The following is a 25,987-nucleotide window of genomic DNA, read 5'->3' as shown; positions in this document are numbered from 1 at the left end:
CATTATCACTACTCATTTCCCAGACCAATGCGGGTATTAGGCAGTATAGTGCCGATATTGAAAGCTCCTCGTGGCAGCTAACCGATGACTCTCGGCTGCAATGTACGCTGTCACATCAAATTCCTCGTTACGGTAAAGCTAAATTTTATAGTTCAGCAAGCCGTAAAATGAATATGGAGTTTGAACTAGAAATGATGCGGCTGCCAGACAGTTACTCTTTAGCTGAAGTTCGCTCTGAAGCGCCCAATTGGCGACCCGGTGTTGCCGGCAGAGTGCTTGCAGATATGAAGCTACATAAACAGTTTTCTCCAAGTTTACCGAAGAAAATTGCTTGGAATATGCTTAATGAACTTGACCAAGGTATGAGCCCAACATTTTATTATAATGATTGGTATAGCGAGAGTGAAAAAATTACCGTTGGTTTATCAACCGCTCGTTTTCAAAAGGCCTATCAAGCTTTTGTCAGTTGTGTAAGTAACTTACTCGATTTTAATTTTGATGATATTTCTTATACGGTGCTTAATTACCAATTTGGCTCTGACAAGCTAACTAAAGCTTCGCAAAAACGTATGAATATGATCGTTGAATATTTAACGCTTGATTCTCAGCTTGAGCTAGTATTAATTGACGGTTATTCAGATAGTTACGGTGGCCGAAATACTAACCTTAAAATGTCAGAACGTCGTGCAAATAAAGTTCGTGACCTTATTGTAAGTAGCGGAATTGACGCGAGCAGAATTGAAGCCAATGGCTATGGCGAAAAACGTCATGTAGCTTCTAACGAAACGGTTATTGGCCGCAGTAAAAACCGTCGAGTTGTTATTCGCATGGAACAACCTTAAAGGTTGGCTCAACTATCCCAATAGATATAATTAGCACTTGAAGAGGCCTGTAGATTCACTGTAATCTACAGGCCTCTTTTGTTTTGGATACATTCTATGAAATTTTCTATTCGTCTTGTTGCCATATTGTGTTGCGTTGTGCAACTATCATGGGTTCAATCAGCCAGTGCACAAGTTAGCGATGCATTAACTTATGCAAATTATGATCAAGTAAAAATTAGTCACCTTTATTTGGATCTAGATGTCGATTTTGATAAAAAATCATTAAAAGGTTTTGCTGAGTTAAGCCTTGATTGGCTTAGTGATGATGTTGTAAATGTAATATTAGATACACGTGATTTAGAAATTGATCGTGTTATGGCTAAAAATACCAATAATCAGTGGGTAAAATTAAATTACACACTGGCTAAGCGTGATGATGTTATGGGATCAAAACTCACCATAAACACACCTTTTAAAACGCCTACACTTAGAGTGTATTATAACTCGTTACCTCAAGCTTCAGGCTTACAGTGGTTATCACCTGAGCAAACGGCCGGTAAAGACAAGCCCTTTATGTTTAGTCAAAGCCAAGCTATCCATGCTCGTTCATGGATACCCATACAAGATACGCCAAGCGTACGTATGACATACAATGCCCGCATAACAACCACAGATGATTTACTTGCTGTAATGAGTGCTGATAATGCACCTGATACATTGCGAGATGGCGATTATTCGTTTTCTATGCCACAAGCCATTCCAGCTTATTTAATTGCTATAGCGGTGGGAGATTTAGAATTTAAAGCTATGAGCAAGCAAACAGGTATTTATGCTGAGCAATATATCTTAGACAGAGCCGTTGCAGAGTTTGATGATACTCAATTGATGATCGATGAAACTGAAAAGCTATTTGGGGCTTATCGTTGGGGACGTTACGATTTATTAATATTACCGCCAAGCTTTCCTTTTGGTGGCATGGAAAACCCTCGTTTATCATTTATTACCCCAACGGTTGTTGCTGGTGATAAAAGTTTAGTTAACCTTATTGCTCACGAACTAGCTCATTCTTGGTCTGGTAACTTAGTCACGAATGAAAGCTGGCGCGATTTATGGTTAAACGAAGGTTTTACCAGTTATGTAGAAAACCGCATTATGGAAGCGGTATTTGGTGCTGATAGAGCCTTAATGGAACGCGCTTTGGATGCACAAAACTTAAGTTATGAAATTGCAGAGTTACCACCAGGTGATACGCAACTATATATCGACCTTCAAGGTCGTGACCCTGATGATGCTTTTTCGGGTGTACCTTATACTAAAGGGCAATTATTTTTAGTGTATTTAGAACAGAAATTTGGCAGAGATAAATTTGATACTTTTATCATGCAATACTTCGACGACCATGCATTTCAAAGCTTAGGTACCAAGAACTTTGTTACTTATTTAAAAGCTAATTTAACACATAAATTCCCTAATGTTGTTAGCGATGTAGAGCTTAACGAGTGGATTTATGAGCAGGGTTTACCGGCTTACACGCCAAAACCTCGCTCAAATGCTTTTGTTAAAATTGATAATATTATTTCGAAATGGACTAGCGACCAACTTAAGCTAGCGCAAATACCAACAAAAAAATGGACATTGCATGAATGGCTTCACTTTATTAATAATTTGCCATTAAACATTTCTAACGAACGTATGAAAAGCTTAGATAAAGAGTTTAATCTAACTAATAGTACCAATGCTGAAGTTGCTCATGCATGGTATTTGCTTTCATTACGCTCTGGCTATGACGCGGTTTACCCAGCAATGGCAACTTACTTAGAGTCGATTGGGCGTCGTAAACTCATTGTGCCTTTGTATAAAGAGCTTGCAACATCTGCCAAAGGAAAAACATGGGCACAAGCGGTTTATAAAAAAGCACGTCCAGGTTATCACCCGTTAGCACAGGGTACAGTAGACGCTATTTTATTAAAATAAGCGTTAGCCTAGCTCAACTTAGTCAGGTTTATTTAAACTTAAGTTGAGCCTTCAACAATATTATTAATTAACGTTGTTGATAAAACTCAGACATAAAAAAACATCGCAATTAGCGATGTTTTTTTATGTCTGCAACCAACGGATAAAAGCGCTAATACTATGGAGCTGTTAGCCGTTTATCGACGATAACATCCACTTGGCGCAATTTATTTTGTTGTGAAATAACCACACGTATTTGCTGTAAATCTTGTTGATAATTTAAGGTTAAACGACCACGTTTACGTTCGCGATCTATCGGTTCACCGTAACTTTTATTGTAAAAATCTATCACGTTATCTTCGGTGTTAGTGGTGAAGTAGTTGATAACCGCGGGTGTTTGTTCATCAAACTTAGCAAATACGCGCGCGCCTTCAATAACAGGTATATTAACCTTCGCCATCATACTTTTATCTGTATCAGTGGTTTCTGCGTTGATACTACAGCTGAACATAAGCAGTAAAAAAGTACGAGATAAAGTTAAACTCTTTGGTATAAAGCGTAATGCAGGCATTACCAGATCCTTTTAAGTTTTTGGGATTATATAAATAAACAAACTAACAATATATTGAGTGTGCACGTTGATGTTTTTACTGTCAAACTTTAGTAAAAATGTCCGCTTAGTTCAATGGTTACTATTTAAACGTGCGATCAAACAAGCAACAAATTATGGGTAAAGCTTATGCTAACTGTTTATTTGTTGCTAACATACTGATTATTATTTGATTTGCTATGCACGGTCAACAAATTCATTGCGGTAATGATCAACCCATAGTGCCGTAGCACCACAAATAGCGACTGGCATCACGACTAAATTAACTAACGGGATCATTGAAAAAACCGCGGTGGTTATACCGAAACTGTAACTTAATCCTTGTCGTTGTTTCAAGGCTTGACGCATTCTAGTAAAGCTAATTTTATGGTTATCAAAGGGATAATCTTTATATTGCACTGCCATCATCCAAGCAAGAAATAGAAACCAAAGTATCTGACCTACAACGGGTAAAATCCAATAAAGTAAAAAGAATCCCGCTGCACGTGGCAAGTAATAACCCAGTTTACTCATCTCGCGACTTAACGTTCTAGGAATATCTTTTACCACATCAAACGCACTACCTTCATGTAAGGGTTGATCTGTTAACAAGGCTTCTACTTTTTCTGAGAGCAAACCATTAAAGGGGGCAGCCAACCAATTGGCGACAGAACTGAAGATAAATGAAAACACCACTAAAATAAATAATACTGCTAATGGCCAAATGAAATTACTTAGCCATGAAAACGACTCTCCTAGCCAATCTTCTAGGGTCAACATGTAACTTTCTAGCTGTAAAAACATATAATAAAAAGCATAGCTAAACAGCACTAAATTTACCGACAATGGAATAAATACGAAACGACGAATTCCAGGGGTACGGATCAACTCAAAGCCTTTGATAAAATATCCGGCACCACCGTTTGCTAAATGGGGTTTGCTATTATTGTTCATTGTTGTTTTATTAACCTAACTAATTGATATTCATAGCACGATTATAGGATCCTTAGCATGATATGAACAGTATTGTGATGTTACAAAATACATCAATGTCTGATACAGTGTCGATAGTTACTGATGTTTAATGTTAATTCTATTAGGTTACAAAATTTTAACCAATAGATACTGTGATTAGGTTTTTCGATTTAATGCGACTCAAGCATATAAAATTGGCAGGTTTTAAATCCTTTGTCGATCCCACCAAAGTCCCCTTTGAACAACAAATGACCGCAATTGTTGGGCCAAACGGTTGTGGAAAATCGAATATTATTGACGCCGTTCGTTGGGTATTAGGCGAAAGCTCAGCGAAAAATCTTCGCGGCGAAGCCATGACTGATGTTATTTTTAATGGTGCAGCCAGCAGAAAGCCTATTGGCCAAGCTAGCGTTGAACTTGTATTTGATAATACCCAAGGCCGCATTCAAGGTAACATGGCAGATCGTACTGAAGTCTCAGTACGCCGAGTGGTTAACCGTGAAAGTACTAATACCTATTTTTTAAATGGTACAAAGTGTCGCCGACGCGATATTACCGATATTTTTTTAGGAACCGGTTTAGGTCCTCGCAGTTACGCTATTATCGAGCAAGGCACTATTTCTCGCTTAATTGAGTCCAAGCCGCAAGAATTACGCATATTTATCGAAGAAGCGGCTGGCATTTCAAAATATAAAGAACGTCGCAAAGAAACAGAAACCAGAATACGACATACCCGAGAAAACCTAGTTCGACTCAACGACATTCGCCTTGAGCTTGATTTACAAATTGATAAACTGCATCAACAAGCACAAGCCGCTAAACGCTTTCGTACATTAAAACAACAAGAACGAAAATATAAAGCTGAGCTGGCCGTTTTACGCTGGCAAAAATTTGATCAACAACGTCAACAGCATCAAACACGTATAGTTGCACTTGAAAACAAAGTGGCAAGCCAAAATGCTGAGCAAAGTCAAAATGATGTTGTGATCATTGAACTAAAAACAATCATGAACGCATGTAATGATAATAACCAAACGTTGCATCAACAAAAGCTTAATGTCACCCAAGATATTGCTCGTGCAGAGCAGCAAGTTAAATACTTAAAAGAACAATCAGACAAAACTCAAACCGATAATGAACTTACTCAGCAACAATTACTAAATGCACAACAATTAATATTAGCTGAACAAGAACAATTAACGTTGTGCAATACACAACTGAATGAACAACAACCTGAGTTACAAACAATAGAAGCGGCTTTAGAAGCTTGTCAAAGTGAATTAACGCAACATCAAGCTCAACTAAAAGCGTTGCAAAGCCAATGGCAGCAAGAACAGAAAAAACGTAATGCGAACCAACAGCAAAAACAAACCTTGCAGGCTAACATTACTCAACAAGAAACCATTATCGAACAGGTTAAGCAGCAAGTAACTAATTTGCGCGAACAAATCGCCTTGCAACCTTTACTTGAAAATGGCGGAGGGCAAGCGTTACAACAACAGAAAAATAACGTTGTAGCCGCCTTATCAAAACTGAAAAATCTGCATAACGAGTTAGCCGAGAAAGAAACAAAGCTACAAAAAACATCAGTAGACTTAAACCAACAACTTGCGGTGATTTCAGCTCAACTTACAGTGAAAAATCAAAAAATAACAGAGTTGCAGGTAAAGCTTAGCGATAAGTCTCCTTGGAGTGAAAAACAAGCCACATGGTTTAATCAGCAAAATATGACCGACTTTGTGACATTACAAAGTCAACTTGATGTAGAAGAAGGTTGGGAGCAAGCGACCGAAGTAGTGTTATCTCACTGGTTAGCTGGGCATGTGGTTAATGGTTTACCTAACGCGGATGCAGAAGGTAACTTAAGTGCGGAAAACTTGTGTTTTATTTACCAGAGCATAGAGCAAGCTATTGACCAAAGCTCTGAGCAAGACAATGCGAATAATGGTCATAGTGATCCGGTGATAAAAACTAACACTTTAGCCAGTAAAGTCAGTGGAGTTAACGTTTTAACAACATACTTCAACGGTATTTTATTGGCAGAGAACTACCTTGAGGCCAAGCAAAAACTATCAAGTTTAGCGAGCCATGAAAGTGTCATTTGTCCGGATGGAACATGGTTACATCATCATATGTTAACCAAAGGGAAGCTTGAACAAGGCTATGATTATATTAGCTTACAGCGTCAGCTTGATACTGAGCAATTAGCGCTTGAACAGCTTATCAACAGTCAACAAAGCATTGAGCACCAGCAAAAACAAATAACTGAAAAGCTAGCCTTATTAACGCTGGAAAAAAATGCTAATAGCGAAAATGTCACGCTACAACAAACGAAGCTTAACGAATGCGATAATGCTATCTCACTAAAAGCTCAGGCGAATCAACAACAACAAAGTCAGCAAAATAAATTAACTCAGGAAGTAGAAGCACTACTCAAAAGTGAATTGTCGGCTAAGCAAAAGTTAACTGAATTTCAACGTCAATTAACTCAAGTATTCGATAACACTGCACCTAGCGTTGATGATTTCTCTCAACAACAAACCGAGTTGCAGCAAACAATAGAAGTAATACAAGCACGAAGCCAAACATTACATCAAAGCAGACATCAGCTGAGTTTAGTGGTTGAGCAGCTTAAAAGTCAGCGTTTGCAGCGCGAGCAGAGTATTCGCTCAAATCAAGAAAATGTTAATTTACTAACTCAAAGGTTAACCAGTAATAGCCAAGTTTTTACTGACAACAGCCAACCAATTCAAGAGTTTGAACTGCAATTGCCACAATGGCTTGATAATTTAACGGCCATTAATGAGAAATTACAATTTAATCAAAAAACCTTGAATGACAGCCAAACACGTTTAGCTGAATTAGAAATACAACAAAAAACCAGTCAAAATAAAATCAGTGGTCTAAATGAGCAATTAGCACGCTTACAGTTAGACAGTGAAGGTTTTAAATTAAGGGCTGAAAGCGCCTTAGAGGTTTTAGCTGAGCTACAACAAAGTATCGACAATGTGGTTGAAGCTATGCCTGAAAACGCTAAAGAGTCAATTTGGCAGGCGCATTTAATCAAGTTGGCTAAAGACATACAAATGTTAGGAGCAATAAATTTAGCCGCCATTGAAGAATACGAAACACAGTTTGAACGTAAAAGTTATCTTGACCAACAAGATCAAGACCTTAATAATGCAATAACTACGTTAGAAGCGGCTATAGCTAAAATTGATAAAGAAAGCCGTCATAAGTTTAAATTAACCTTTGATCAGGTTAATAAAGACCTACAGGTGCTATTTCCTAAGGTCTTTGGAGGAGGTCAAGCGTATTTAACGTTAACAGGTGAAGACTTACTGGAAACAGGAGTTACCATCATGGCTAGACCGCCAGGGAAAAAAAATAGCACAATTCATCTATTATCTGGTGGAGAAAAAGCGCTGACCGCATTATCATTAGTGTTCGCGATTTTTCGATTGAATCCTGCTCCATTTTGTTTACTTGATGAAGTGGATGCACCTTTAGATGATGCAAATGTCAGTCGTTTTTGTAATCTAGTGCGAGAAATGTCGCAAACAGTGCAATTTATATATATAAGTCATAACAAAATAGCTATGGAGATGGCGTCACATTTAACCGGAGTAACCATGTTTGAACCAGGTGTTTCACGTATGGTAGCGGTAGATATTGACGAAGCAATCGCCATGGCAGAAGTATAAGAATAGGTTAGGTAATGGAAGATAATTTCAGAAATACATTAATTATTATCAGTGCTATCGTGATAGCAGCCATTTTTATTCATGGTTACTGGACCATAAGAAAAAATAAAAATCCTTATAAATTGAAAGCTAAGGCGGAGCCAGTTGTGCCTCAGTCGCGTGGTTTCGATGGCTCTGGTTTTGATCAAGATGGCGTAAGTAAACCTAAAGTGGTCGGTTCAAACGCTCAAGCAGATGGTGTTGTAAAATCTCATCAGGTTGAAAGCCATGCTGATTTTCACAGTGATGAGCCTATGCCTAGCGCAATTCCTCCTCGAAATTTTGAAGACAAATTTCATGAACAAGGTGATAACTTTGGTGAGTTACTCAATGATACCGAAGCTGTACCTGAGCATTTAAAACAGCAAGCCTTATCAGATGCACCTAATTACGGCGAAGAGTTACTTTCTGAATCTGAGGTTGATCTTGAAGATAGTAAAGAAGTTATTGTTAAAAAACCGATATATTCTGAACCGGTTTATCAACAGCCTGTGACTCAAGCAAAGCCAGAAATACTAATAAATAAACCCGTTTCACGTAAAAAAAGCGTGCGTAAACCTGTTGTTAAACGCAACCAAATGGAAATTAACTTTGGTGATGAAGCAATAAAGGATATGCCGAGTATATCGGCGACCAATGAAAACAAAAAACCAGCGCCTGTTGAAATTGAGCCACAAGTTATTGTGTTATCTGTTGTCATGCCAGAAGGGCGAAGTATGTCGGGTGCTGCGTTATTACCCTCATTGTTGACCTTAGGCATGAAATACGGCGAAATGAATATATTTCACCGTCATCAAGATAACGCAGGTAACGGTAAAGTTACTTTTAGCTTAGCGAATATGATGAATCCAGGGACATTTAATTTAGATGATATCGAAAACTTTAGCACGCAAGGCATCACTCTCTTTATGACCTTACCTAACCCTGGTGATGCTTTTGAAGTATTTGAGCAAATGTTAAATGCGGCAAAACAGCTGGCCGTTGAATTTCGTGGGCAATTGCTAGATCACAAGCGCAGTGTAATGACCAAGCAAACCGAGCAGCATTATATTGGTCTAATTCGCGAGTTTGAACGCAAAAGTCGTATTGGCTCACTTTAGTATTCTTATCGCTAAAATTTACCGTCAATAATATAAGTTAAATAAAAATATATTATCGACGGTAAAATATTCACCTTCAAAGTAAATAAATCTTATGTCTGAACAAACCGTTATTAATCGAATCACTGAAATTTGTCAGTTGATCAATCACTATAATCATCAATACTACGTGCTTGATGAACCTAGTGTGCCTGATGCAGAATACGACCGATTAATGCGTGAGTTAACGACATTAGAAACAGAGTATCCGCAGTTAAAAACTGTTGATTCGCCAAGTCAAAAGGTTGGCGGAGCGGCGCTAAAATCGTTCAGCCAAGTGACGCACCAATTACCAATGCTGTCGCTAGATAACGTGTTTTCTGAACAAGAGTGGTTGGCATTTGTTAAACGTTTAGGCGATCGTCTAACTAAAAGCGGTGTGAAATCAACGCTTGATTTTGCTATTTGTGCAGAGCCAAAACTTGATGGTTTAGCAGTGAGTATACGCTATGAAAAAGGTGTTTTTGTACAAGCCGCAACCCGTGGTGATGGAACGGTTGGTGAAAATATCACTGAAAATGTTCGTACCATAAAGTCGATTCCATTACGTTTACAAGGCAACAGTTTTCCTGATGTTTTAGAAGTGCGTGGTGAGGTTTTTATGCCCAAAGCGAGCTTTGAAGCGTTAAATAAGCAAGCAATTAAAAAAGGCGAAAAAGGTTTTGCTAACCCACGTAATGCTGCCGCTGGTAGTTTACGACAATTAGACTCTAAAATTACAGCAAAACGAAATTTAGCTTTTTACGCTTATGGCATTGGTTATGTTGGCGCATTAGCCGATATCGATAATACCTTAGCTGGCGAAGCTGAAAGTATTGACGAACGTTGGCTTGCTAATTCTCATCACCAACGTTTATGTCAAATAAAAGCATTGGGTCTACCTATGTGCCCTGAAGTTCGGTTATTGAACAATGCCACTGAGGTGGAAGCTTTTTATCAAGATATTTTACAGCAACGTGAAGCATTAAGTTATGAAATTGACGGCACCGTATTTAAAGTTGACGACATTGCATTGCAACAAAAACTTGGCTTTGTAGCACGAGCACCGCGTTGGGCCACGGCCTATAAATTTCCAGCTCAAGAAGAACTTACCATACTAGAATCGGTCGACTTTCAAGTGGGCAGAACAGGTGCAATTACGCCTGTGGCACGTTTAAAACCGATATTTGTTGGTGGGGTTACTGTGAGTAATGCTACGTTGCATAATCAAGACGAAATTGACCGTTTAGGCATACAAATAAACGACACGGTTATTATTCGTCGTGCGGGAGATGTTATCCCTCAAATTGTTAGCGTTGTACTTGAACGCCGCCCTGATAATGCCATCGCTATTGCTTTTCCAAGTGAGTGTCCAGTGTGTCAATCAGCTGTGTTAAAAGCTGAAGGCGAAGCTGTTTTGCGTTGTACTGGCGGTTTATATTGTCAAGCCCAGCGTAAAGAAGCTATAAAGCATTTCTCTTCTCGTAAAGCACTAGATGTTGACGGTTTAGGTGATAAATTAGTTGAACAATTAGTTGATGAAGGTCTAATTAAAACCCCAGCAGATTTATTCAAATTGACCGAACTTGATGTTAGTACCATGGAACGCATGGGACAAAAGTCAGCGACTAATTTAATTAAAGGACTAGAAGCGGCTAGAACTACAACGTTGGCAAAATTTGTTTATGCGTTAGGTATTAGAGAAGTCGGTGAAACAACGGCTGCCAACTTAGCGCAATATTTTCTGAACTTTGATGCAATTAAATCGGCAAACGCAGAGCAATTACAAAAAGTTCCTGACGTTGGTGTCATAGTTGCAAAAAACATTGTCAATTTTTTTGCTCAAGATCATAACGTTGAGGTAGTTGAAGAGCTTGAAAATATTATGTCTTGGCCTGATATTGAGCGTAAAAGTGATGATGAGTTACCCTTAAAAGATCAAACTTTTGTGTTAACAGGCACTTTAAGTAAAATGGGCCGAAATGAAGCCAAAGCTGCACTACAAGCGCTAGGGGCGAAAGTTTCAGGTAGCGTTTCTGCAAAAACAGATTATTTAGTGGCTGGTGAAAAAGCGGGCTCTAAATTAGTAAAAGCACAAGATCTTGGTGTCAGTGTTTTAACCGAAGATGAAATGATCACACTGCTAAGTAGCTAAGATAGAGAAACAGTTAAATAGCTAAACGGATAAAAGCATAAATAAACAATACTATTGGCAAAGGGAGTAACACCGTAAATAGTATTGTTTCACACCACTCTATGGCTCGATAAAACTTAAACAAAGACACATTTTCCTCTCGAGTTGAAGGTAGCACCTGAAAGAAAAACATAAACGCAGCCACTACCAAGCTTTCAATCGCAATAAATAATATTAAGATCGCTAACCAAACTAATACACTGGGTGTTTTAAGTTGAATTTGCGACTGTAAGCCAATAAATAATATGAAGAAAAAACAACTCCACGCTAAAAGTTGCCATTTAAATCGGGCAAATGTAATGGCAATATAATTAAAAAGTTCTGGACTGATGGAAGAAAGCATTAAGTAAAAAATAACTCCTGCTGGATATTTTTAAAGTAAAGAAACATAAACGGGTGAAAACTCAGGTGAGGAGACAAAAGTTTATGTTTTTGTAAAGTTGAAAATATCAACGTACCTGAAGTATATCGATTAACGCGATGAAATGTCAGTGATAGGTTACTATTACAGAATAAAAATTAACTCAGGTGTGTATGCCGATGTAAATTTTTTCGTGCAGACTTTCGACTCCTCTTGTCATAAAATAGTAGCATTAACTTGAAAGCACGAGTTTAAAAATATTAACTTAAGTGCATGAATTTTCATCACTCAATAAACTAGGTCATTGAATGAATATTAATTTTAAAATTACGGCTTTATCTGCGCTATTTGTAACGCTTAGTGCTACAAATATTGTGGCTACGGCAAGTGGATATATTGAACAACTTAACGCTGATAAAGAAACTGTCTCGGTTATATCAGAGCAAAAAAAATCGTTATTAATAAATAACGATATGACTAAAAATGTTGATACTGAAGTAAAGCATAAACCACTTACACAACAACAAAAATCGACACCATTAGCTAGAGCACTGGCGCAGTCGGATAATAAACTGACAGAAAAATCGTTTTACGAAGACAGAACCCTAAACCTTGAGATTAGTGAGCTTAGAGATAACAGCGGTTTAGTTTATTTAGGCGGTAAAGTTTCAGATGCTGAGTTAAGCGGCTATTTAGAGCAATTGAAAGCTGAGTTAGGTGAAGAACAATTTGCTATATATCGACAGCACCAAGCGGCACGTGATCATCAATCTTTCCATGTTACTTTAATAAACCCTTACGAATATCAAACCATTGATAAAGCTAAATTAGCACCGAAGACACAATTTCGTGTTATTTTACATGGCTTAGGACGAGTTGAAAAAGACGAGAAAAAGAGCTACTTTGTTGTTGCCTCCTCACCTGATGGACAATTTATTCGTCAAAACTTATTGTTAAAAAATAAAGACTTCCATGTTACTTTAGGTTTTTATCCTGAAGACATTTTTGGCGTGAGTAAAGGTCGTGACACGCTAATTAACAAATAAATTTCATTACTTTTAAATTATAAAATTGTGACACATTTGTGATAACTCTGTGAAAGTTTAGCAATGTTTGCTTTGCATACTAAGTGCGTAATCATTTAGTCATCAAGGGAAACTTATGAAACTTATTAAAACTGCATCTGCTATTGCACTGGCCTGTTCAAGCTCGGTGCTAATGGCACAAACTATTGATATTCAAATTACCAACCTCACACATGCTCAACACTTTACGCCACGTTTAGTGATAGCGCATGACAATACAGTTGACGCTTTTGAACCTGGTGTTGAAGCAACATCTGCTTTAGCTTGGCTTGCCGAAGCTGGCGTGATTGATGATGCTCAAAATGCTGCATCTTCAGGGCAGAACTTTGAAGCACTTTTAGGACCAACAGATACTGATAATACTTCAAATACTTGGCATCGTATTGATGGTTTAAGCGCACCATCAACCACTGAAAACTATACCTTTGATACCATGGATAAAACGCATCTTTCTATTTTAGCCATGTTAATACCAACCAATGATGCCTTCGCTGGCTTAGACAGCATTAAAATACCTACTACACCTGGCACATATACTTATATGGTAAACGCCTATGACGCAGGTACAGAATTAAATGACGAATTAAATAGCACGCGAACAGATATTGTAGCGCAGGGCGGTACACCATTAGGTGGTTATGGCGCACCAGGTGTTGCGGGTGCAGGTGCATCTCCAGTGCCATTAGGTGTTGGTGGTATGGGTGTTGCGGCCAAGGTAGGTTTTGCAGAAGATGGTAGTGCAATTGGTGCTAACGAAGTGGTAGATGGTACAGACGGCCCAGTACATATTCATAGAAATGTTTTAGGTGATACCAGCCTTACTGATGGCGCTAGTGATTTAGTGTCAACTGAACACCGCTGGTTAAACCCTGTTGCACGCGTAACTATTACTATCCCAGCCTCTTAATTTAGGGAGAATTGATCATGAATATGAACAAACTAACGTTAGCTTTGCTGCCTTTAATTGCAGTTTTAGCAACTGGTTGTGGTGGCGATGATGGCGAAAGCGGCGCTACAGGTCCTGCAGGTAGTGCTGGTGTTGATGGTACAAATGGTACCGATGGCACAAATGGCTCTGACGGCACTAATGGAAACCTTGCCGTTTTCACTGTACAGGTCACTAATTTAACTTATGCTCAACCATTTTCACCGGCGGCTGTAGTGTTACATGAGTCTGGCTTTAATACTTTTATCGATGGCGAAATGGCTAGTCTAGGTTTAGAACAGCTTGCAGAAGGTGGCGACCCATCAGGGTTAATATCAGAAGCTTTAGCTGCTACTCAGTATTTAGATGCTGTAACAACCCCAGGTGCAACATCGCCTAAATCTATCGGTACGATGTCGACACTTTTAGTGCCGCTTTTAGATGTTGACGACTTACGCATTAGTTTTACCACTATGCTAGTTAATACCAACGACGCCTTTACGGGACTAAATGCTGCAGACATTAGTAATATGACAGTGGGTCAAACTATGAGCTTTATGGCACCGACTTGGGATGCTGGTACCGAAGCAAATACCGAAACAGCTGACACAATGCCAGGGCCAGCAGCCGGTGCGGCAGGAGGCGGTGGAGCCAGTGCAGGTTTTAATGCTGAACGTGATGATCTTTTTGATAGTGTTCATTTTCATCGTGGTGTTATTACTAACGAGAATGCAGCTGATGAGAGTAAAGAAGGTTTAAGTACCTCGGTGCTTACCGAAGCTGATCGTTGGGACAATCCAACCGCGCGTATTGTTGTAACCCGAACACGATAATGAGTAGGGCGTTTTTAAACGCCCTCAGGTTTTAAATTATTGATGTCATTGTTATTGAGTTTAAATAACTCGCTTTATTAATAAAATCACGAAAGTATTTCTGTGCTGGCAAGTTCTTATGTAAAAGGCACAGAAATATATCGAATTTTAATTATAAGACAAAAATATTTTACATAATTAAAAAATTCTTTACATACCTATTGGAGTTAATTCAGTCTGTGCTAAGTTCTTGTGAAAAAAACATAATAACGGAGCAGAACATGGATACCATTTTGGTAGTTGAAGACGATCAAGACATTGCAGATTTAATCAGCTTAAACCTGCAAGAAATTGGTTTAACCGTTGAACATTGTTTATCTGGCGAAGTAGCGTTAGAGAAGCTAGCAAATAATCAATATGATCTTGTTATGCTTGATGTCATGTTGCCGGGCATATCAGGCTTAGATGTTTGTCGGCAATTACGTGAACAAAAACCCGAGCAAGTCATTCTAATGGTAACTTCAAGAAACAGTGAAATTGATCGTGTACTTGGCCTTGAGCTAGGCGCTGATGATTATATGACGAAGCCATTTAGTGTTCGTGAATTGCAAGCTAGAGTGCGCAGTCAATTGCGGAGAGTACATTTGTTATCAAAAATTAGCCAACAACAAATAGAAAAGCAATCACCAGAGCAGTATTTGACCTTAGGTGTTCTGAAGATAGATTGTGTTTCTCATTTAGTTACATTAAACGGCAATAATGTTGAATTGACATCAACCGAATTTGACTTGCTTTTTTACTTAGCTTCTCACCCAGACCAAGTATTTTCTCGTGAACAATTACTAAGCTCAGTTTGGGGATATCACCATAGCGGTTACGAACATACGGTAAATTCACACATTAATCGATTACGTAATAAAGTTGAAACTAATGCTACTAAACCTGCCATTGTACAAACTGTATGGGGTGTAGGATATAAACTTTGTCGTCATGGTGTTGCAGCGTGAGATTATCACTTTACCACAGACTATCGTTGTCACTGTTAGTGGTATTTATTGTCATTATTAGTGTGTTTTTTGTTTGGGCAGAAAATTTAGAGCAAACAACACGCTATGAGTCAGAACAAAACTTACATCTATCACTTGCCGCTAATTTAGCTCGTGATAACCCGTTGTTACAAGAAGGGGCTTATGATCATCAAGCCTTAAAAAACCTTTTTCACACCTTAATGGTATTAGGACCAGCATTTGAATTTTATTTTGTTGACCCTAATGGCGTTATTTTAACTCATTCAATTACACCGTCATTAATTAAACGCGATCGTATTGATCTAAAACCATTAATTCAGCTAACACAAAATGAGATCAGCTTACCTATTTATGGTGATGATCCACAACATGAGAGCCGTGAAAAAATATTCTCAGCAGCCCCCGTTTTTAATGGTAGCCAGTTAATTGGCTATCTGTATGTTATTGTCACCGGAGAGCGTTATGAGTCTGCTTATAACCGTCTAGACTCTGACCGACAAGCTGAACTTTCTATGGTTATGCTGGTGGGAGCATTGGTATTTCTCTTCATTGTTATGCTGGGCATTTTTTACTACTTTACTCGACCACTTCGTCGCCTTAACCATGATATTCAGTTATTAAAAAATGCAGGCTTTGATAAATCATCGCTAAAGTTAACCTCTTGGATGCCTAATAGCAGTAATGAAGTACATCAATTGGGCGTGGCTTTTGAAGAAATGGTTAATCAACTCAATGAGCAATTAAACCTTTTACAACAAAGTGATGTGAAACGAAGAGAGTTGTTAGCTGATATTTCTCATGACTTACGAACCCCCTTGTCATCATTACAAGGTTATATTGAAATGATCGCCCATAAAGGCAATGAGTTAACGGCTGAGGTACGAGAAAAACACATTAATACCGTACTAAAAAATACCCTACAGTTGAAGTTACTTATTGATCAAATATTTGAGCTTACACACCTTGAAGGTGGTCAAGTTACCTTAAACTTTGAAACTTTTAATCTAGCCGAATTGCTCTACGATATTATGGCAAAGTTTAATTTGCAGACCAACGCAAAGCACATCGATATTTCAGTAAAACCCAACAGTTCTTATACTCAAGTTTATAGTGATATTGCTAAACTTGAACGAGTGATCAGTAATTTATTAGAAAACGCTATTCGCCATACTCAAGAGAGAGGAAAAATTGAGTTAATTATCGAAGAGTTAAATGAAAATCAATGTAGCCTTACAATTTCTGACAACGGAACGGGTATAAAAGCAGAAGAGCTATCGTATATTTTTGACACCCGTTATCGCGCAAGTAACGCCATACAAGATAAAAATAAACATACGGGCTTAGGGTTAGCTATTACTAAAAAGTTATTAGAATTATTGAAATCTGATATCAAAGTAAAAAGCACCTTAGGCAAAGGTACTGCGTTTTCGTTTAACTTAAGACGAGTAATACCAATAGAAGAAATTAAGTAACTAAATAAGTAGGTCAATTGATATAGCTTGCACTGACCTTAACGCTTTGAGTCTTTAAGACTGTAATTTTATTTTTCTGTCGTTAAAAAATCAGAAAACAATTCATTGTGCATAAATATAAACAGCAACAGCGATACAAATATATTCGATAGTGAGTTCATATTAGCCGCTCGGTTAAACTCTTACCGCTCATCACTAGACCTTAATCCAATAAATAATAGATATTTAACTTTTCATTACTTAGAATAAGCTATTAACGTATTTATTTTAAAGTAAATTTTTTTAGGAGAGCAGATGAAAATTAAATTGGCGATATGTTTAGCAATAATCACCTTAACCGGTTGTACCAAATCTTCAACAGGTCGTTCGCAGTTAATGATGATGTCTGCAGACGAACTCAATAAAATGGGAAGCGCATCTTTTGAAGAAATGAAAACCAAAGAAAAAATAAGCCAGTCACCTAAAATCAACCGCTATGTGCAATGTGTTGCTAACGCTATTACTGTCAATGTACCAAAGTCTGCACATGACGGCGCGTGGGAAGTGGTGGTATTTGACTCCGAACAAGTCAATGCCTTTGCATTACCCGGTGGAAAAATTGGCGTTTATACTGGCATATTAAAAGTAGCTGAGAACCAAGATCAATTAGGCGCTATTATTGGTCATGAAGTGGGGCATGTTATTGAGCAACACTCGAACGAGCGTTTATCATCAAGTCAAGTGAGCCAAATGGGTCTTTCTATTGTCAGTGTAGTGCTTGAAAGCCAGAATGTAGAAAGTCGAAATATGATGATGGCAGGTTTAGGTTTAGGCGTGCAGTATGGGGTATTGATGCCATATGGTCGTAGCCATGAAAGTGAAGCAGATATTGTCGGCCAAGATTTAATGGCTAAATCTGGTTTCGATCCTAAAGGCAGTATTAAACTTTGGCAAAATATGGCAAAAATCTCAGCAGGTTCGCCACCTGAATTTATGTCGACTCATCCATCAAATGAAACGCGTATAAAGCAGTTAACTGAACATTTGCCGAAATCATTACCTATTTTTAAAAAATCAACATCGCCTAACTGTGTTAAACCCACTATTTAGCATTACGTTGTAATGTTTAATCGCTTGGTATTTTGATTAGTTAACGTTGAATAAACTAACTTCTTATTGAAAGAAAAAGCCCGTTAATTCGGGCTTTTTGTTGTTAAGTGTATGACCCATACTAGGACGGGTCAGTAGGAAGAATTAAAAGAGATAAAGGTTATTTTCTGGTAATTCGCCAAAAAGCAAAACTAGCCACGAAAAATAAAATCATAGGGTAGTAGGCATTTGCCACTACGTCTAAAGGGGATATTTTTAAAGTCGCGCCAAGCAGTAAAGCTTGTGCTCCATAAGGCAATAATCCTTGGTTGATACAAGCAAAAATATCTAACATGCTGGCTGAATGAGCAGGGCTGAGCTCTCCATCTTGTGCTAAGCCTTTAGCGGTTTCACCAGTAACAATAATAGAGACGGTATTATTGGCAGTAAAAAAGTTACAACAAAAAGCTAAAGCGCCTATACCAATGCCTGCGGCACGCTTTTTGTTATGAGGACTAAGCTTTAGCGTTAATCGTTCAATACTTGCTGTTAGGGCACTTAATCCGCCTTGACGTTTAATTAGCTCACTTAAGCCACCAATAAATAACGACAAAATAAAGATGTCTTGCATACTGGCAAAACCTTTATTGATATCGCTTACCCATGTTGCTAATTGATAGTCATTGTTCAACATGCCAATAACGGCTGCCAAAACTATTCCGATGATCAGCACCATAAAGACATTCATACCTGAAAGTGCCAGTGCCAGAATAACGATATAAGGCAAAAAACCGATAACGTCGAGTTCTTGGCTAGCTACATGGCTTATTGTAACGCCATTAGCTGCGAGTAGTGCTAAACAAATGAGTGCGGCAGGGACAGCGAATTTAAAATTAACTCGAAACTTATCTTTCATTTGCGCGCCTTGGCTTCTCGTCGACGCTATGGTGGTGTCAGAAATTATCGATAAGTTATCACCAAAAATAGCACCCGAGATAATACAGCCGGCAATCAAGCTAGCATCAATATCGGCAGACTCTACAAATCCTAAGGCAATCGGTGCAATAGCGGCAATGGTGCCCATTGAGGTTCCCATGGCTGTAGCAAGAAATGCAGCGACTAAAAACAAACCAGGCAAGAGAAAATAATCAGGAAAAAGTGACAAACCTAATTGTACGCTAGCATCTACACTGCCTGTTGCTTTAGCAACCGCCGCAAATGCGCCAGCGAGCAAATAGATAATACACATGGTTATAATATTTTGGTGCCCAGCCCCCGCTATAAATTGATTGATTTGCTCGTTGACTGTTTCTTTGCCCATATAAATAGCCAGTAATATGGCTGGAATAATGGCAATACTGGCGGGGAGTTGGTAAAAGGCAAAGTCAGCCCCTTGGAGCGTTAGTACTATACCCGTTCCAAGAAATATCCCCAGGAAAGCACCAAAAGGTATGAGGCTTTTCAAGCTAGGCGCTGAACTGCTTTTGTTTGATGAGTTTGATGCTGGTATTGGCGAATTATTGTTGGTCATTAATCAAATCTTTTCAGTTATTGTTTTTATTCAAAGTAAACAATAACTTTTTCTCAAGGAATGTCTATGTTGGATTGCATTATATGACGTTTAAATTGCTTGTCAATCTAGACGTCTAGAAGTTTAAATTTGATAATTCATTAGTGATGAGATATTTTTTTATTTATGCTTTATTTGTATTCGAGCTTTAATGGTAATTTTTATAGCTAACTTAACTATATTGAAACTTGCAGATTTTTGTCTTTGAACAAAGTGATTATTAAAAAGTAATAAATTATTATATATTTATTTTCTATAGGTTATTACCAATATTACAAAGTAACCAATAGCCTTTTTACTTGTTTATTCATTTTTAATGTCACTTTAAGTACGCTATATTTTATGTGCTTATTTGATGGTGGCTCTGTTTTTTATTTTGTTAGTGGTTGTATTTACTGTTTAATTTTTACTGTCTTTAGGGCGTGTGTTGTTAAGTGAATACTGTGTTTTATTGTTGTTTAAAATATCACCACGTAACCTGTGTTAACTTTTTGTATTACCAAAATTCATATGCCTTTAATCGTTATTGGTAATGTTGGATTGTAATGTAAATGTAACCAATGTATAAGTAATCCCTAGATTGAAAACTTTTGTATATATTCACATTATTGATATAGCGGCTGGTAGGGTTAGATTTGAAATAGAGCAGGTCAATTTACTGAGCTCATTTATGCTAAATAAATAATCAAATCAACAATATTAGTTCTTCAATAGAAGTTCTATAATAAATACAATGGACATAAAAAGCATAACGACAACTAATGGAGTTAACAACATGACATCGATAAAAAATAATATTGCCCCAGGTGTAATTACCGGCGACGAAGTTCAACAACTTTTTGCCTATGCAAAAGCCAATGCTTTTGCATTGCCAGCTGTAAATGTTACAGGAAGCAATACTATTAATGCTGTGTTAGAAACCGCTAGTGAAATTAACTCACCAGCCATCATTCAATTTTCTGGCAGTGGTGCAGCATTTTATGCTGGTAAAGGATTAAATAACGATAATTTACGTGCTTCTATTGCGGGTGCGGTAGCTGGTGCTAAGCATGTTCATGAATTAGCTCCACTTTATGGTGCACGTGTGATGACTCATACCGATCATGCCGCCAGAAAATGGTTGCCTTGGATTGATGGCTTGCTTGACGCAGGCGAAGCTTATTTTAAGCAACACGGTAAGCCGTTGTTTACTTCTCACATGATTGATTTGTCTGAAGAGCCACTCGAAGAGAATATTGAAACGTGTAAGCGCTACCTTGAGCGCATGAACCGTATGGGCATGACGTTGGAAATAGAGTTAGGCATTACCGGTGGTGAAGAAGACGGAGTCGATCATTCTGACGTAGATAGCTCACGTTTATACACCCAACCTGAAGAAGTCGCTTATGCATATAAAGAATTAGGTGAAGTGAGTAACAAGTTTACTGTTGCGGCTGCCTTTGGCAATGTGCACGGTGTTTATAGTCCAGGTAACGTTGAATTACGTCCTACTATCTTAAAAGATTCGCAACAATATATTCAGAAAAAATTTGCTACGGGTGAGCAACCAGTCGATTTTGTTTTTCATGGTGGCTCAGGCTCAAGTGCTGCAGACATTAAAGAGGCGATTGGTTACGGCGTAATAAAAATGAATGTCGATACTGATTTACAATGGGCATTTTGGAATGGCGTAAGAGAGTACTCTGCTGAAAAGCATGCCTTTCTACAAAGCCAAATTGGCAACCCTGACGGTGAGCATAAACCTAATAAAGGAAATTATGACCCGAGAGTTTGGCTTAGACATGCTGAACAGTCATTTAAAGAGCGCTTAGTTTTGATCTGTAAAGATTTAAATAATATCAACTCGTTAGGTTAAGGTGACATAAATTGCATCAGTACATAAATATATTTAACGACTTTAGCCACGTACAGCAAAGTGAGATATTATTTTGAAAGCCAATGATGACATTGCACTGCGATTACTCGCGAGTGAATACCCGTCAATAGCTTCTGTAACCGATGCAATTAGTAAACTCGAAGGTGAATTGGACCTGCCAAAAGGAACAGAACATTTTGTTTCTGATTTACATGGTGAATATGAGTCTTTTTGTCATATTATTAAAAATGGCTCAGGTTCAATCGCTCAGTTAATTAGTCAATTGTTTAACAAGCAATTAAGTGCTGATGAACAACATCAATTAACGGCGTTAGTTTGCTACCCAGAAGAAGTACTTTCGTTTAATAGCGAAGGCAGTGACCAAGATGCAAAATGTTCAATGCAGTCACTGGTAAACTTGGTGCTAATTTGTCGTAAATATAGTCAAGTGTATGCGCGGTCAAAAATTCTAGCATTACTGCCTGATATCTTTACTAAAGAAATAGCAACGCTAATATACGAGCCACAATCGGACATGGGTTTATCTGAGAGCGGCCATGCTACTCAAGACAACTTAGAAACTCTTTCAAACAATATTCTCACAGACAATGTTATCTCAGACAATATTCTCACAGACATTGTTAGCTCAGGTCAGACTAAAGCATTTACTTTTGCCGTTGCAGAATTGATTCAAAAGCTAGCAATCTCAAAGCTGCATGTTGTTGGTGATATTTATGACCGTGGTCCAGGTGCTCACCACATCATGGATATGCTAATGAAATATCATAGTGTTGACGTGCAATGGGGCAACCATGATATTTTATGGATGGGGGCTGCTGCAGGTAGTGAAGCATGTATTGCTACCGCGATTAGGATTGCGTTGCGCTATACCGACCTTGAAACACTACAAAGTGGTTATGGTATTAATTTACTGCCACTTGCTGCTCTTGCCGTTGAACTTTATGGTGATGACCCTTGTGAACAATTTCAGCCTAAAGTGCCCGAAGATCAAACGTTAGAGAACAACGAACGTAGTTTATTAGCGCAAATGCAAAAAGCGATAGCGATAATACAATTGAAACTTGAAGGTCAAATCGTCAAAAGACGCCCGCAATATCAAATGGATGATCGTTTGTTACTCGACAAGATAGATCATGCTGCAGGTACGGTTAGTATTAACAAGGTTTCTTATGCATTAATTGATCAACATTTTCCTACCATTTCGGCTGATGACCCGTATACCCTGAGCAAAGCAGAACAAGTTGTTATTGAACAACTAAAACAGGCATTTTTGAATAGTAAGCATTTACAGCAGCATACACGTTTTCTTTATAGTCATGGTGCAATGTATCATGTTAGCAATGAGCATTTGTTATTTCACGGTTGCGTAGCGATGAATGATGATGGTTCGTTTAAATCATTTAAGGTCGCAGGCGAAGAGTTTTCAGGAAAGGCCTTTGTCGACAGGGTAGATACACTGGCAAGACAAGGCTACTTTGCACCTGCTGGGTCAACAGAGAAAACTTATGGCGAAGATGCCATGTGGTATTTATGGTGTGGTGAACAATCGCCATTATTTGGTAAGCAAAGAATGGCGACCTTTGAGCGCTATTTTATTGCTGATAAAGCCGTACATTCAGAAGGTCGTAATGCTTATTATGACTTGCGTAACGAAGCAGAGTCAGCGAAAAAAATATTGCACGAATTTGGTGTTAACTCGGATAACGGACGCATTGTAAATGGCCATGTTCCCGTAAAGGTTAAAAAAGGCGAAAGTCCGATTAAAGCCGATGGTAAGCTATTAGTGATTGATGGTGGTTTTGCGAAGGCTTATCGTGGAACAACAGGTATTGCTGGTTATACGCTAGTGTCTAACGCTGATGCATTATCATTAATAGCGCACAAACCGTTTGAGTCGATTGATAGCTACATAAAACGTGGCCCGCAGGTTGATTTTGATATCGAATGTATCGAGACTATGACTCCAGCACTTAAAGTTAAAGACTGTGATGAAGGCATTGAAATCAATAAGAGCATTGTTGAGCTGAAAAATTTACTCAATGCCTACCAAAGTGGACAGATTTAAAAGCTTTAACAGCAATAAAGTCTATTACTCTACAGATCTTACTAAGCGCTTAATAACCCCCAATCATCCTGAAATTCCTAACCTTTTTTATATGACATAAAAAAGGTTAAATACGGCAAATACCTGAAGATATAACTAACCAGAAGTTTCACTTCTCTTATTTGAAAGCTTCAGCTGCATTTCTGCAAACTCTTGAGATTCAATGAGTGCCTCTATTAAATTCTTTTTCTTCAACAACACCTTACATATTTGTAGTCCTAAATAATTGCCAATGGCGGGGAATTCAGGAATATTTACAAATTGAATACCTTGATAAGGACTATTTTTAGACGATGAATTAACAGTACTCGCACGTACAATTTCATGAAAAACAAAGTCACTAAACGGAGCGCTGTTTTTATAATGTGGATTTTTATAGGTTGAATAGCGTGTGCCCGGGGGGATAGAGATCCAGTTACTTTGCTTAGCGACTTCATTTATGTATTTTTTCGATGTTGCCCATTCAATAAAATTTTGGGCATTATCATATGAGCTTGATGAAGCCGGTATTGCTAGGGCCCAAGTCCATTGCCAGCTTGCCCCTTCAGCAGTTACTTCATAAGGCGCAGCTGCAAATCCCGTTTTATCGTGTACAGTAGAGTTTTTAGGATTAAACAAAGTACCCGCAGCTACGGTAGCATCGACCCATATCGCACATTTACCTTGAGAGAATAACTCAAGGTTTTCTTGATATCCTAAAGTCTGAGCATTTATAGGGCCATATTTTTGCATTAAATCTATGTAAAGAGATACTCCTGCTTGCCACTCTTTCGATGTTAATTGTGGTTGCCAACCTTGGTTAAACCACTTGCCACCATAGCCGTTAACAATGGTTGCTATTAAAGCAATGTTTTCTCCCCAAGCTGGTTTTCCACGTAAGCATATGCCGTTTATACCTTTGTTTTTATTATTTAACTTTTTAGCCATCGCATAAATTTGAGACCATGTCGGTTGACTAGGCATGTTAATCTTTGCCGCTTCAAATAAGTCTTTACGATAGTATGTCATCGAGCTTTCTGCATAAAATGGTAATGCATAAAGTGTATTTTTATAACTTAAATCATCTTTAATTGAAGAAATAATATCAGAGACTTCATAATCGTGCTTTAGGTCTTTTATTGGATGTAACCAACCCTTTTCTGCCCAGAGCATGGCTTCGTATGCTCCTATAGTTATAATGTCAAATTCGCCCCCAGAAACCGCAAGATCACTCATTAATCGTAATCTTAATACCGACTCGTCTAGAACACGCCATTCTAGTTTTATATTAGGATGATGAGCCAGGTATTGATGAGATAATTCTTTCATCATTAACAGCTCTTTATTGTCAACGGTGGCTATTCTAATGGTGTTTTTATCATGTTGACTTTCAAATGCTAACAAGCCGTGCTTGTATAAAATTTTGTTCACTAATCCGGTTGCACTAATGTGTTTAAGCCCTTGATTAAATGCTGCTAAAATTTTCTCTGTTTCTGAGGCGTTGTGTTTATAAAACGCTAAATGTACACTTAAATAATCGCTGCTAGCAGGAACAAAATCTAATTGACCAATCAAATAAGGCAGTGTTTTTACAATTAAGTCAGACGCTGTGTGTTTATCTATAAGAACATAGTCTAGCCTTCCCACATCTAACATTTTCAGTAACTGTTCGAGGCTATTTACTTCTACCATAATGGCGTTTTTAAATTCAGACTTTACTACTTTAAAAGTCGTGCCTCTTAGTACACCAATGTGCTTTGAATCGTATGATTTGAAAGCGGTATTACTCTTTTTCTTCAATAATCCTAACTGAATGCCGGGTAAGGGATCTGAAAGAGTATAGTTTTCAATTGATACTGTGTTTTCTATAACCGGAAAAACACCTAAATATTTTTTACTGTTTTTTATCGATTTGGCTCTAGCGGCAGGAAAATAAGATATTTTTATTTTGTTATTGGATTGCGCAAATGCCGAAGCAATAATTTCTGCAATCGCACCTTCTTGTTCCAAGGATGCTCCTACATATGGCTCCATCTCATAGCTCGCAAAATTTAATTCTTTACCGTATACCTTCTGAGTAAATATTGATAAGAAAAAAATAATGTAACTTAAGAATATAAAATGTGAACTACGCTTCATATATTTTCCTAAAATGAATAAGCCTAAATGAGCATTTAAGCGGCTAACTTATTGCATGTACTACTGACTATGAATCTCAACTTGTTGGTTTTAGTTCGACATTGAGGAGGGACTTGCCAGCTAAATAAGAAAAGTTGCTGTAAATTACTAAGGGAATAAAAGATGAGGTTTA

Annotated in this window: 18 protein-coding genes; 13 read left to right on the top strand and 5 right to left on the bottom strand. The window is 38.0% G+C overall.

Features of this window, described 5'->3' with window-relative positions:
* Both H4J50_RS04620 and H4J50_RS04615 read left to right on the top strand, forming a co-directional pair.
* Positions 1-842, top strand: an 842-nt coding sequence (locus tag H4J50_RS04620; RefSeq protein WP_182254731.1) for an OmpA family protein, incomplete at its 5' end; no start/stop codon positions are given.
* 108 nt (positions 843-950) lie between these two features.
* Complete coding sequence (locus H4J50_RS04615; protein WP_404842740.1) at positions 951-2,798, top strand: M1 family metallopeptidase; 1,848 nt, start codon at positions 951-953, stop codon at positions 2,796-2,798.
* 157 nt (positions 2,799-2,955) lie between these two features.
* Here H4J50_RS04615 and H4J50_RS04610 read toward each other — a convergent pair whose 3' ends face one another.
* Both H4J50_RS04610 and cysZ read right to left on the bottom strand, forming a co-directional pair.
* Positions 2,956-3,348 carry a hypothetical protein gene (locus H4J50_RS04610; protein ID WP_182254727.1) on the bottom strand — a complete coding sequence of 131 codons (393 nt, stop codon included), beginning with the start codon at positions 3,346-3,348 and terminating at the stop codon, positions 2,956-2,958.
* 216 nt (positions 3,349-3,564) lie between these two features.
* A complete protein-coding gene (cysZ, locus tag H4J50_RS04605) occupies positions 3,565-4,320 on the bottom strand; it encodes a sulfate transporter CysZ (protein ID WP_182254725.1) in 756 nt (251 codons plus the stop codon).
* Between the two features lie 194 nt (positions 4,321-4,514).
* Here cysZ and smc point away from each other — a divergent pair, with 194 nt between their 5' ends.
* The 3 genes from smc to ligA all read left to right on the top strand — a co-directional run bounded on the left by smc (position 4,515) and on the right by ligA (position 11,357).
* Positions 4,515-8,045 (top strand): chromosome segregation protein SMC, encoded by a 3,531-nt coding sequence (gene smc, locus H4J50_RS04600; protein WP_182254723.1) that lies wholly within the window; start codon positions 4,515-4,517, stop codon positions 8,043-8,045.
* Positions 8,046-8,059: 14 nt separating this feature from the next.
* The gene (gene zipA / locus H4J50_RS04595; RefSeq protein ID WP_108456590.1) at positions 8,060-9,184 is read left to right on the top strand and encodes a cell division protein ZipA; all 1,125 of its coding nucleotides are present in this window, start codon (positions 8,060-8,062) and stop codon (positions 9,182-9,184) included.
* A 94-nt stretch (positions 9,185-9,278) separates the two neighbouring features.
* A complete protein-coding gene (gene ligA, locus H4J50_RS04590; RefSeq protein ID WP_182254721.1) occupies positions 9,279-11,357 on the top strand; it encodes an NAD-dependent DNA ligase LigA in 2,079 nt (692 codons plus the stop codon).
* A gap of 13 nt (positions 11,358-11,370) precedes the next feature.
* Here ligA and H4J50_RS04585 read toward each other — a convergent pair whose 3' ends face one another.
* Positions 11,371-11,739 (bottom strand): hypothetical protein, encoded by a 369-nt coding sequence (locus H4J50_RS04585; RefSeq protein ID WP_182254718.1) that lies wholly within the window; start codon positions 11,737-11,739, stop codon positions 11,371-11,373.
* Positions 11,740-12,065: 326 nt separating this feature from the next.
* Here H4J50_RS04585 and H4J50_RS04580 point away from each other — a divergent pair, with 326 nt between their 5' ends.
* The 6 genes from H4J50_RS04580 to H4J50_RS04555 all read left to right on the top strand — a co-directional run bounded on the left by H4J50_RS04580 (position 12,066) and on the right by H4J50_RS04555 (position 18,168).
* A complete protein-coding gene (locus H4J50_RS04580) occupies positions 12,066-12,803 on the top strand; it encodes a hypothetical protein (RefSeq protein ID WP_182254716.1) in 738 nt (245 codons plus the stop codon).
* A 115-nt stretch (positions 12,804-12,918) separates the two neighbouring features.
* The gene (locus H4J50_RS04575; protein WP_182254714.1) at positions 12,919-13,749 is read left to right on the top strand and encodes a spondin domain-containing protein; all 831 of its coding nucleotides are present in this window, start codon (positions 12,919-12,921) and stop codon (positions 13,747-13,749) included.
* Positions 13,750-13,766: 17 nt separating this feature from the next.
* Positions 13,767-14,600: a spondin domain-containing protein gene (locus H4J50_RS04570; RefSeq protein ID WP_182254712.1), complete on the top strand. Its 834-nt coding sequence runs from the start codon at positions 13,767-13,769 to the stop codon at positions 14,598-14,600.
* A 260-nt stretch (positions 14,601-14,860) separates the two neighbouring features.
* Positions 14,861-15,586 (top strand): response regulator transcription factor, encoded by a 726-nt coding sequence (locus tag H4J50_RS04565; protein WP_108456584.1) that lies wholly within the window; start codon positions 14,861-14,863, stop codon positions 15,584-15,586.
* The gene (locus H4J50_RS04560; RefSeq protein WP_182254710.1) at positions 15,583-17,079 is read left to right on the top strand and encodes a cell wall metabolism sensor histidine kinase WalK; all 1,497 of its coding nucleotides are present in this window, start codon (positions 15,583-15,585) and stop codon (positions 17,077-17,079) included. The genes H4J50_RS04565 and H4J50_RS04560 overlap by 4 nt, the downstream gene beginning before the upstream one ends.
* A 294-nt stretch (positions 17,080-17,373) precedes the next feature.
* Positions 17,374-18,168, top strand: coding sequence for a M48 family metallopeptidase (locus tag H4J50_RS04555; RefSeq protein WP_182254708.1), 795 nt, complete (start codon positions 17,374-17,376; stop codon positions 18,166-18,168).
* A 160-nt stretch (positions 18,169-18,328) separates the two neighbouring features.
* Here H4J50_RS04555 and H4J50_RS04550 read toward each other — a convergent pair whose 3' ends face one another.
* On the bottom strand, positions 18,329-19,678 hold the full coding sequence (locus tag H4J50_RS04550; RefSeq protein ID WP_182254706.1) for a Na+/H+ antiporter NhaC family protein: 1,350 nt from the start codon (positions 19,676-19,678) through the stop codon (positions 18,329-18,331).
* 814 nt (positions 19,679-20,492) lie between these two features.
* On the opposite strand from H4J50_RS04550, the gene fbaA reads away from it, so the two are divergent.
* Both fbaA and H4J50_RS04540 read left to right on the top strand, forming a co-directional pair.
* Positions 20,493-21,572, top strand: coding sequence for a class II fructose-bisphosphate aldolase (fbaA, locus tag H4J50_RS04545; RefSeq protein ID WP_204100621.1), 1,080 nt, complete (start codon positions 20,493-20,495; stop codon positions 21,570-21,572).
* 73 nt (positions 21,573-21,645) lie between these two features.
* Positions 21,646-23,658, top strand: a complete 2,013-nt coding sequence (locus H4J50_RS04540) for a fructose-1,6-bisphosphatase (RefSeq protein WP_220466096.1) — start codon at positions 21,646-21,648, stop codon at positions 23,656-23,658.
* A gap of 135 nt (positions 23,659-23,793) precedes the next feature.
* On the opposite strand, the gene H4J50_RS04535 is transcribed toward H4J50_RS04540, so the two are convergent.
* On the bottom strand, positions 23,794-25,815 hold the full coding sequence (locus H4J50_RS04535; RefSeq protein WP_182254704.1) for an extracellular solute-binding protein: 2,022 nt from the start codon (positions 25,813-25,815) through the stop codon (positions 23,794-23,796).
* Between the last annotated feature and the right edge of the window lie 172 nt (positions 25,816-25,987).

Origin of the sequence: Colwellia sp. 6M3, from assembly GCF_014077595.1 — a bacterium.
In the GTDB taxonomy this organism is placed as follows: Bacteria; Pseudomonadota; Gammaproteobacteria; order Enterobacterales; family Alteromonadaceae; genus Cognaticolwellia.
This window is presented reverse-complemented; position numbering and strand designations above follow the sequence as displayed.

Bases quoted from the DNA above. Each gene is read 5' to 3' on its own strand.
- H4J50_RS04610 (WP_182254727.1), bottom strand. From the start codon at position 3,348: ATGCCTGCATTACGCTTTATACCAAAGAGTTTAACTTTATCTCGTACT.
- cysZ (WP_182254725.1), bottom strand. From the start codon at position 4,320: ATGAACAATAATAGCAAACCCCATTTAGCAAACGGTGGTGCCGGATAT.
- smc (WP_182254723.1), top strand. From the start codon at position 4,515: ATGCGACTCAAGCATATAAAATTGGCAGGTTTTAAATCCTTTGTCGAT.
- zipA (WP_108456590.1), top strand. From the start codon at position 8,060: ATGGAAGATAATTTCAGAAATACATTAATTATTATCAGTGCTATCGTG.
- ligA (WP_182254721.1), top strand. From the start codon at position 9,279: ATGTCTGAACAAACCGTTATTAATCGAATCACTGAAATTTGTCAGTTG.
- H4J50_RS04585 (WP_182254718.1), bottom strand. From the start codon at position 11,739: ATGCTTTCTTCCATCAGTCCAGAACTTTTTAATTATATTGCCATTACA.
- H4J50_RS04580 (WP_182254716.1), top strand. From the start codon at position 12,066: ATGAATATTAATTTTAAAATTACGGCTTTATCTGCGCTATTTGTAACG.
- H4J50_RS04575 (WP_182254714.1), top strand. From the start codon at position 12,919: ATGAAACTTATTAAAACTGCATCTGCTATTGCACTGGCCTGTTCAAGC.
- H4J50_RS04570 (WP_182254712.1), top strand. From the start codon at position 13,767: ATGAATATGAACAAACTAACGTTAGCTTTGCTGCCTTTAATTGCAGTT.
- H4J50_RS04565 (WP_108456584.1), top strand. From the start codon at position 14,861: ATGGATACCATTTTGGTAGTTGAAGACGATCAAGACATTGCAGATTTA.
- H4J50_RS04555 (WP_182254708.1), top strand. From the start codon at position 17,374: ATGAAAATTAAATTGGCGATATGTTTAGCAATAATCACCTTAACCGGT.
- H4J50_RS04550 (WP_182254706.1), bottom strand. From the start codon at position 19,678: ATGACCAACAATAATTCGCCAATACCAGCATCAAACTCATCAAACAAA.
- fbaA (WP_204100621.1), top strand. From the start codon at position 20,493: ATGACATCGATAAAAAATAATATTGCCCCAGGTGTAATTACCGGCGAC.
- H4J50_RS04535 (WP_182254704.1), bottom strand. From the start codon at position 25,815: ATGAAGCGTAGTTCACATTTTATATTCTTAAGTTACATTATTTTTTTC.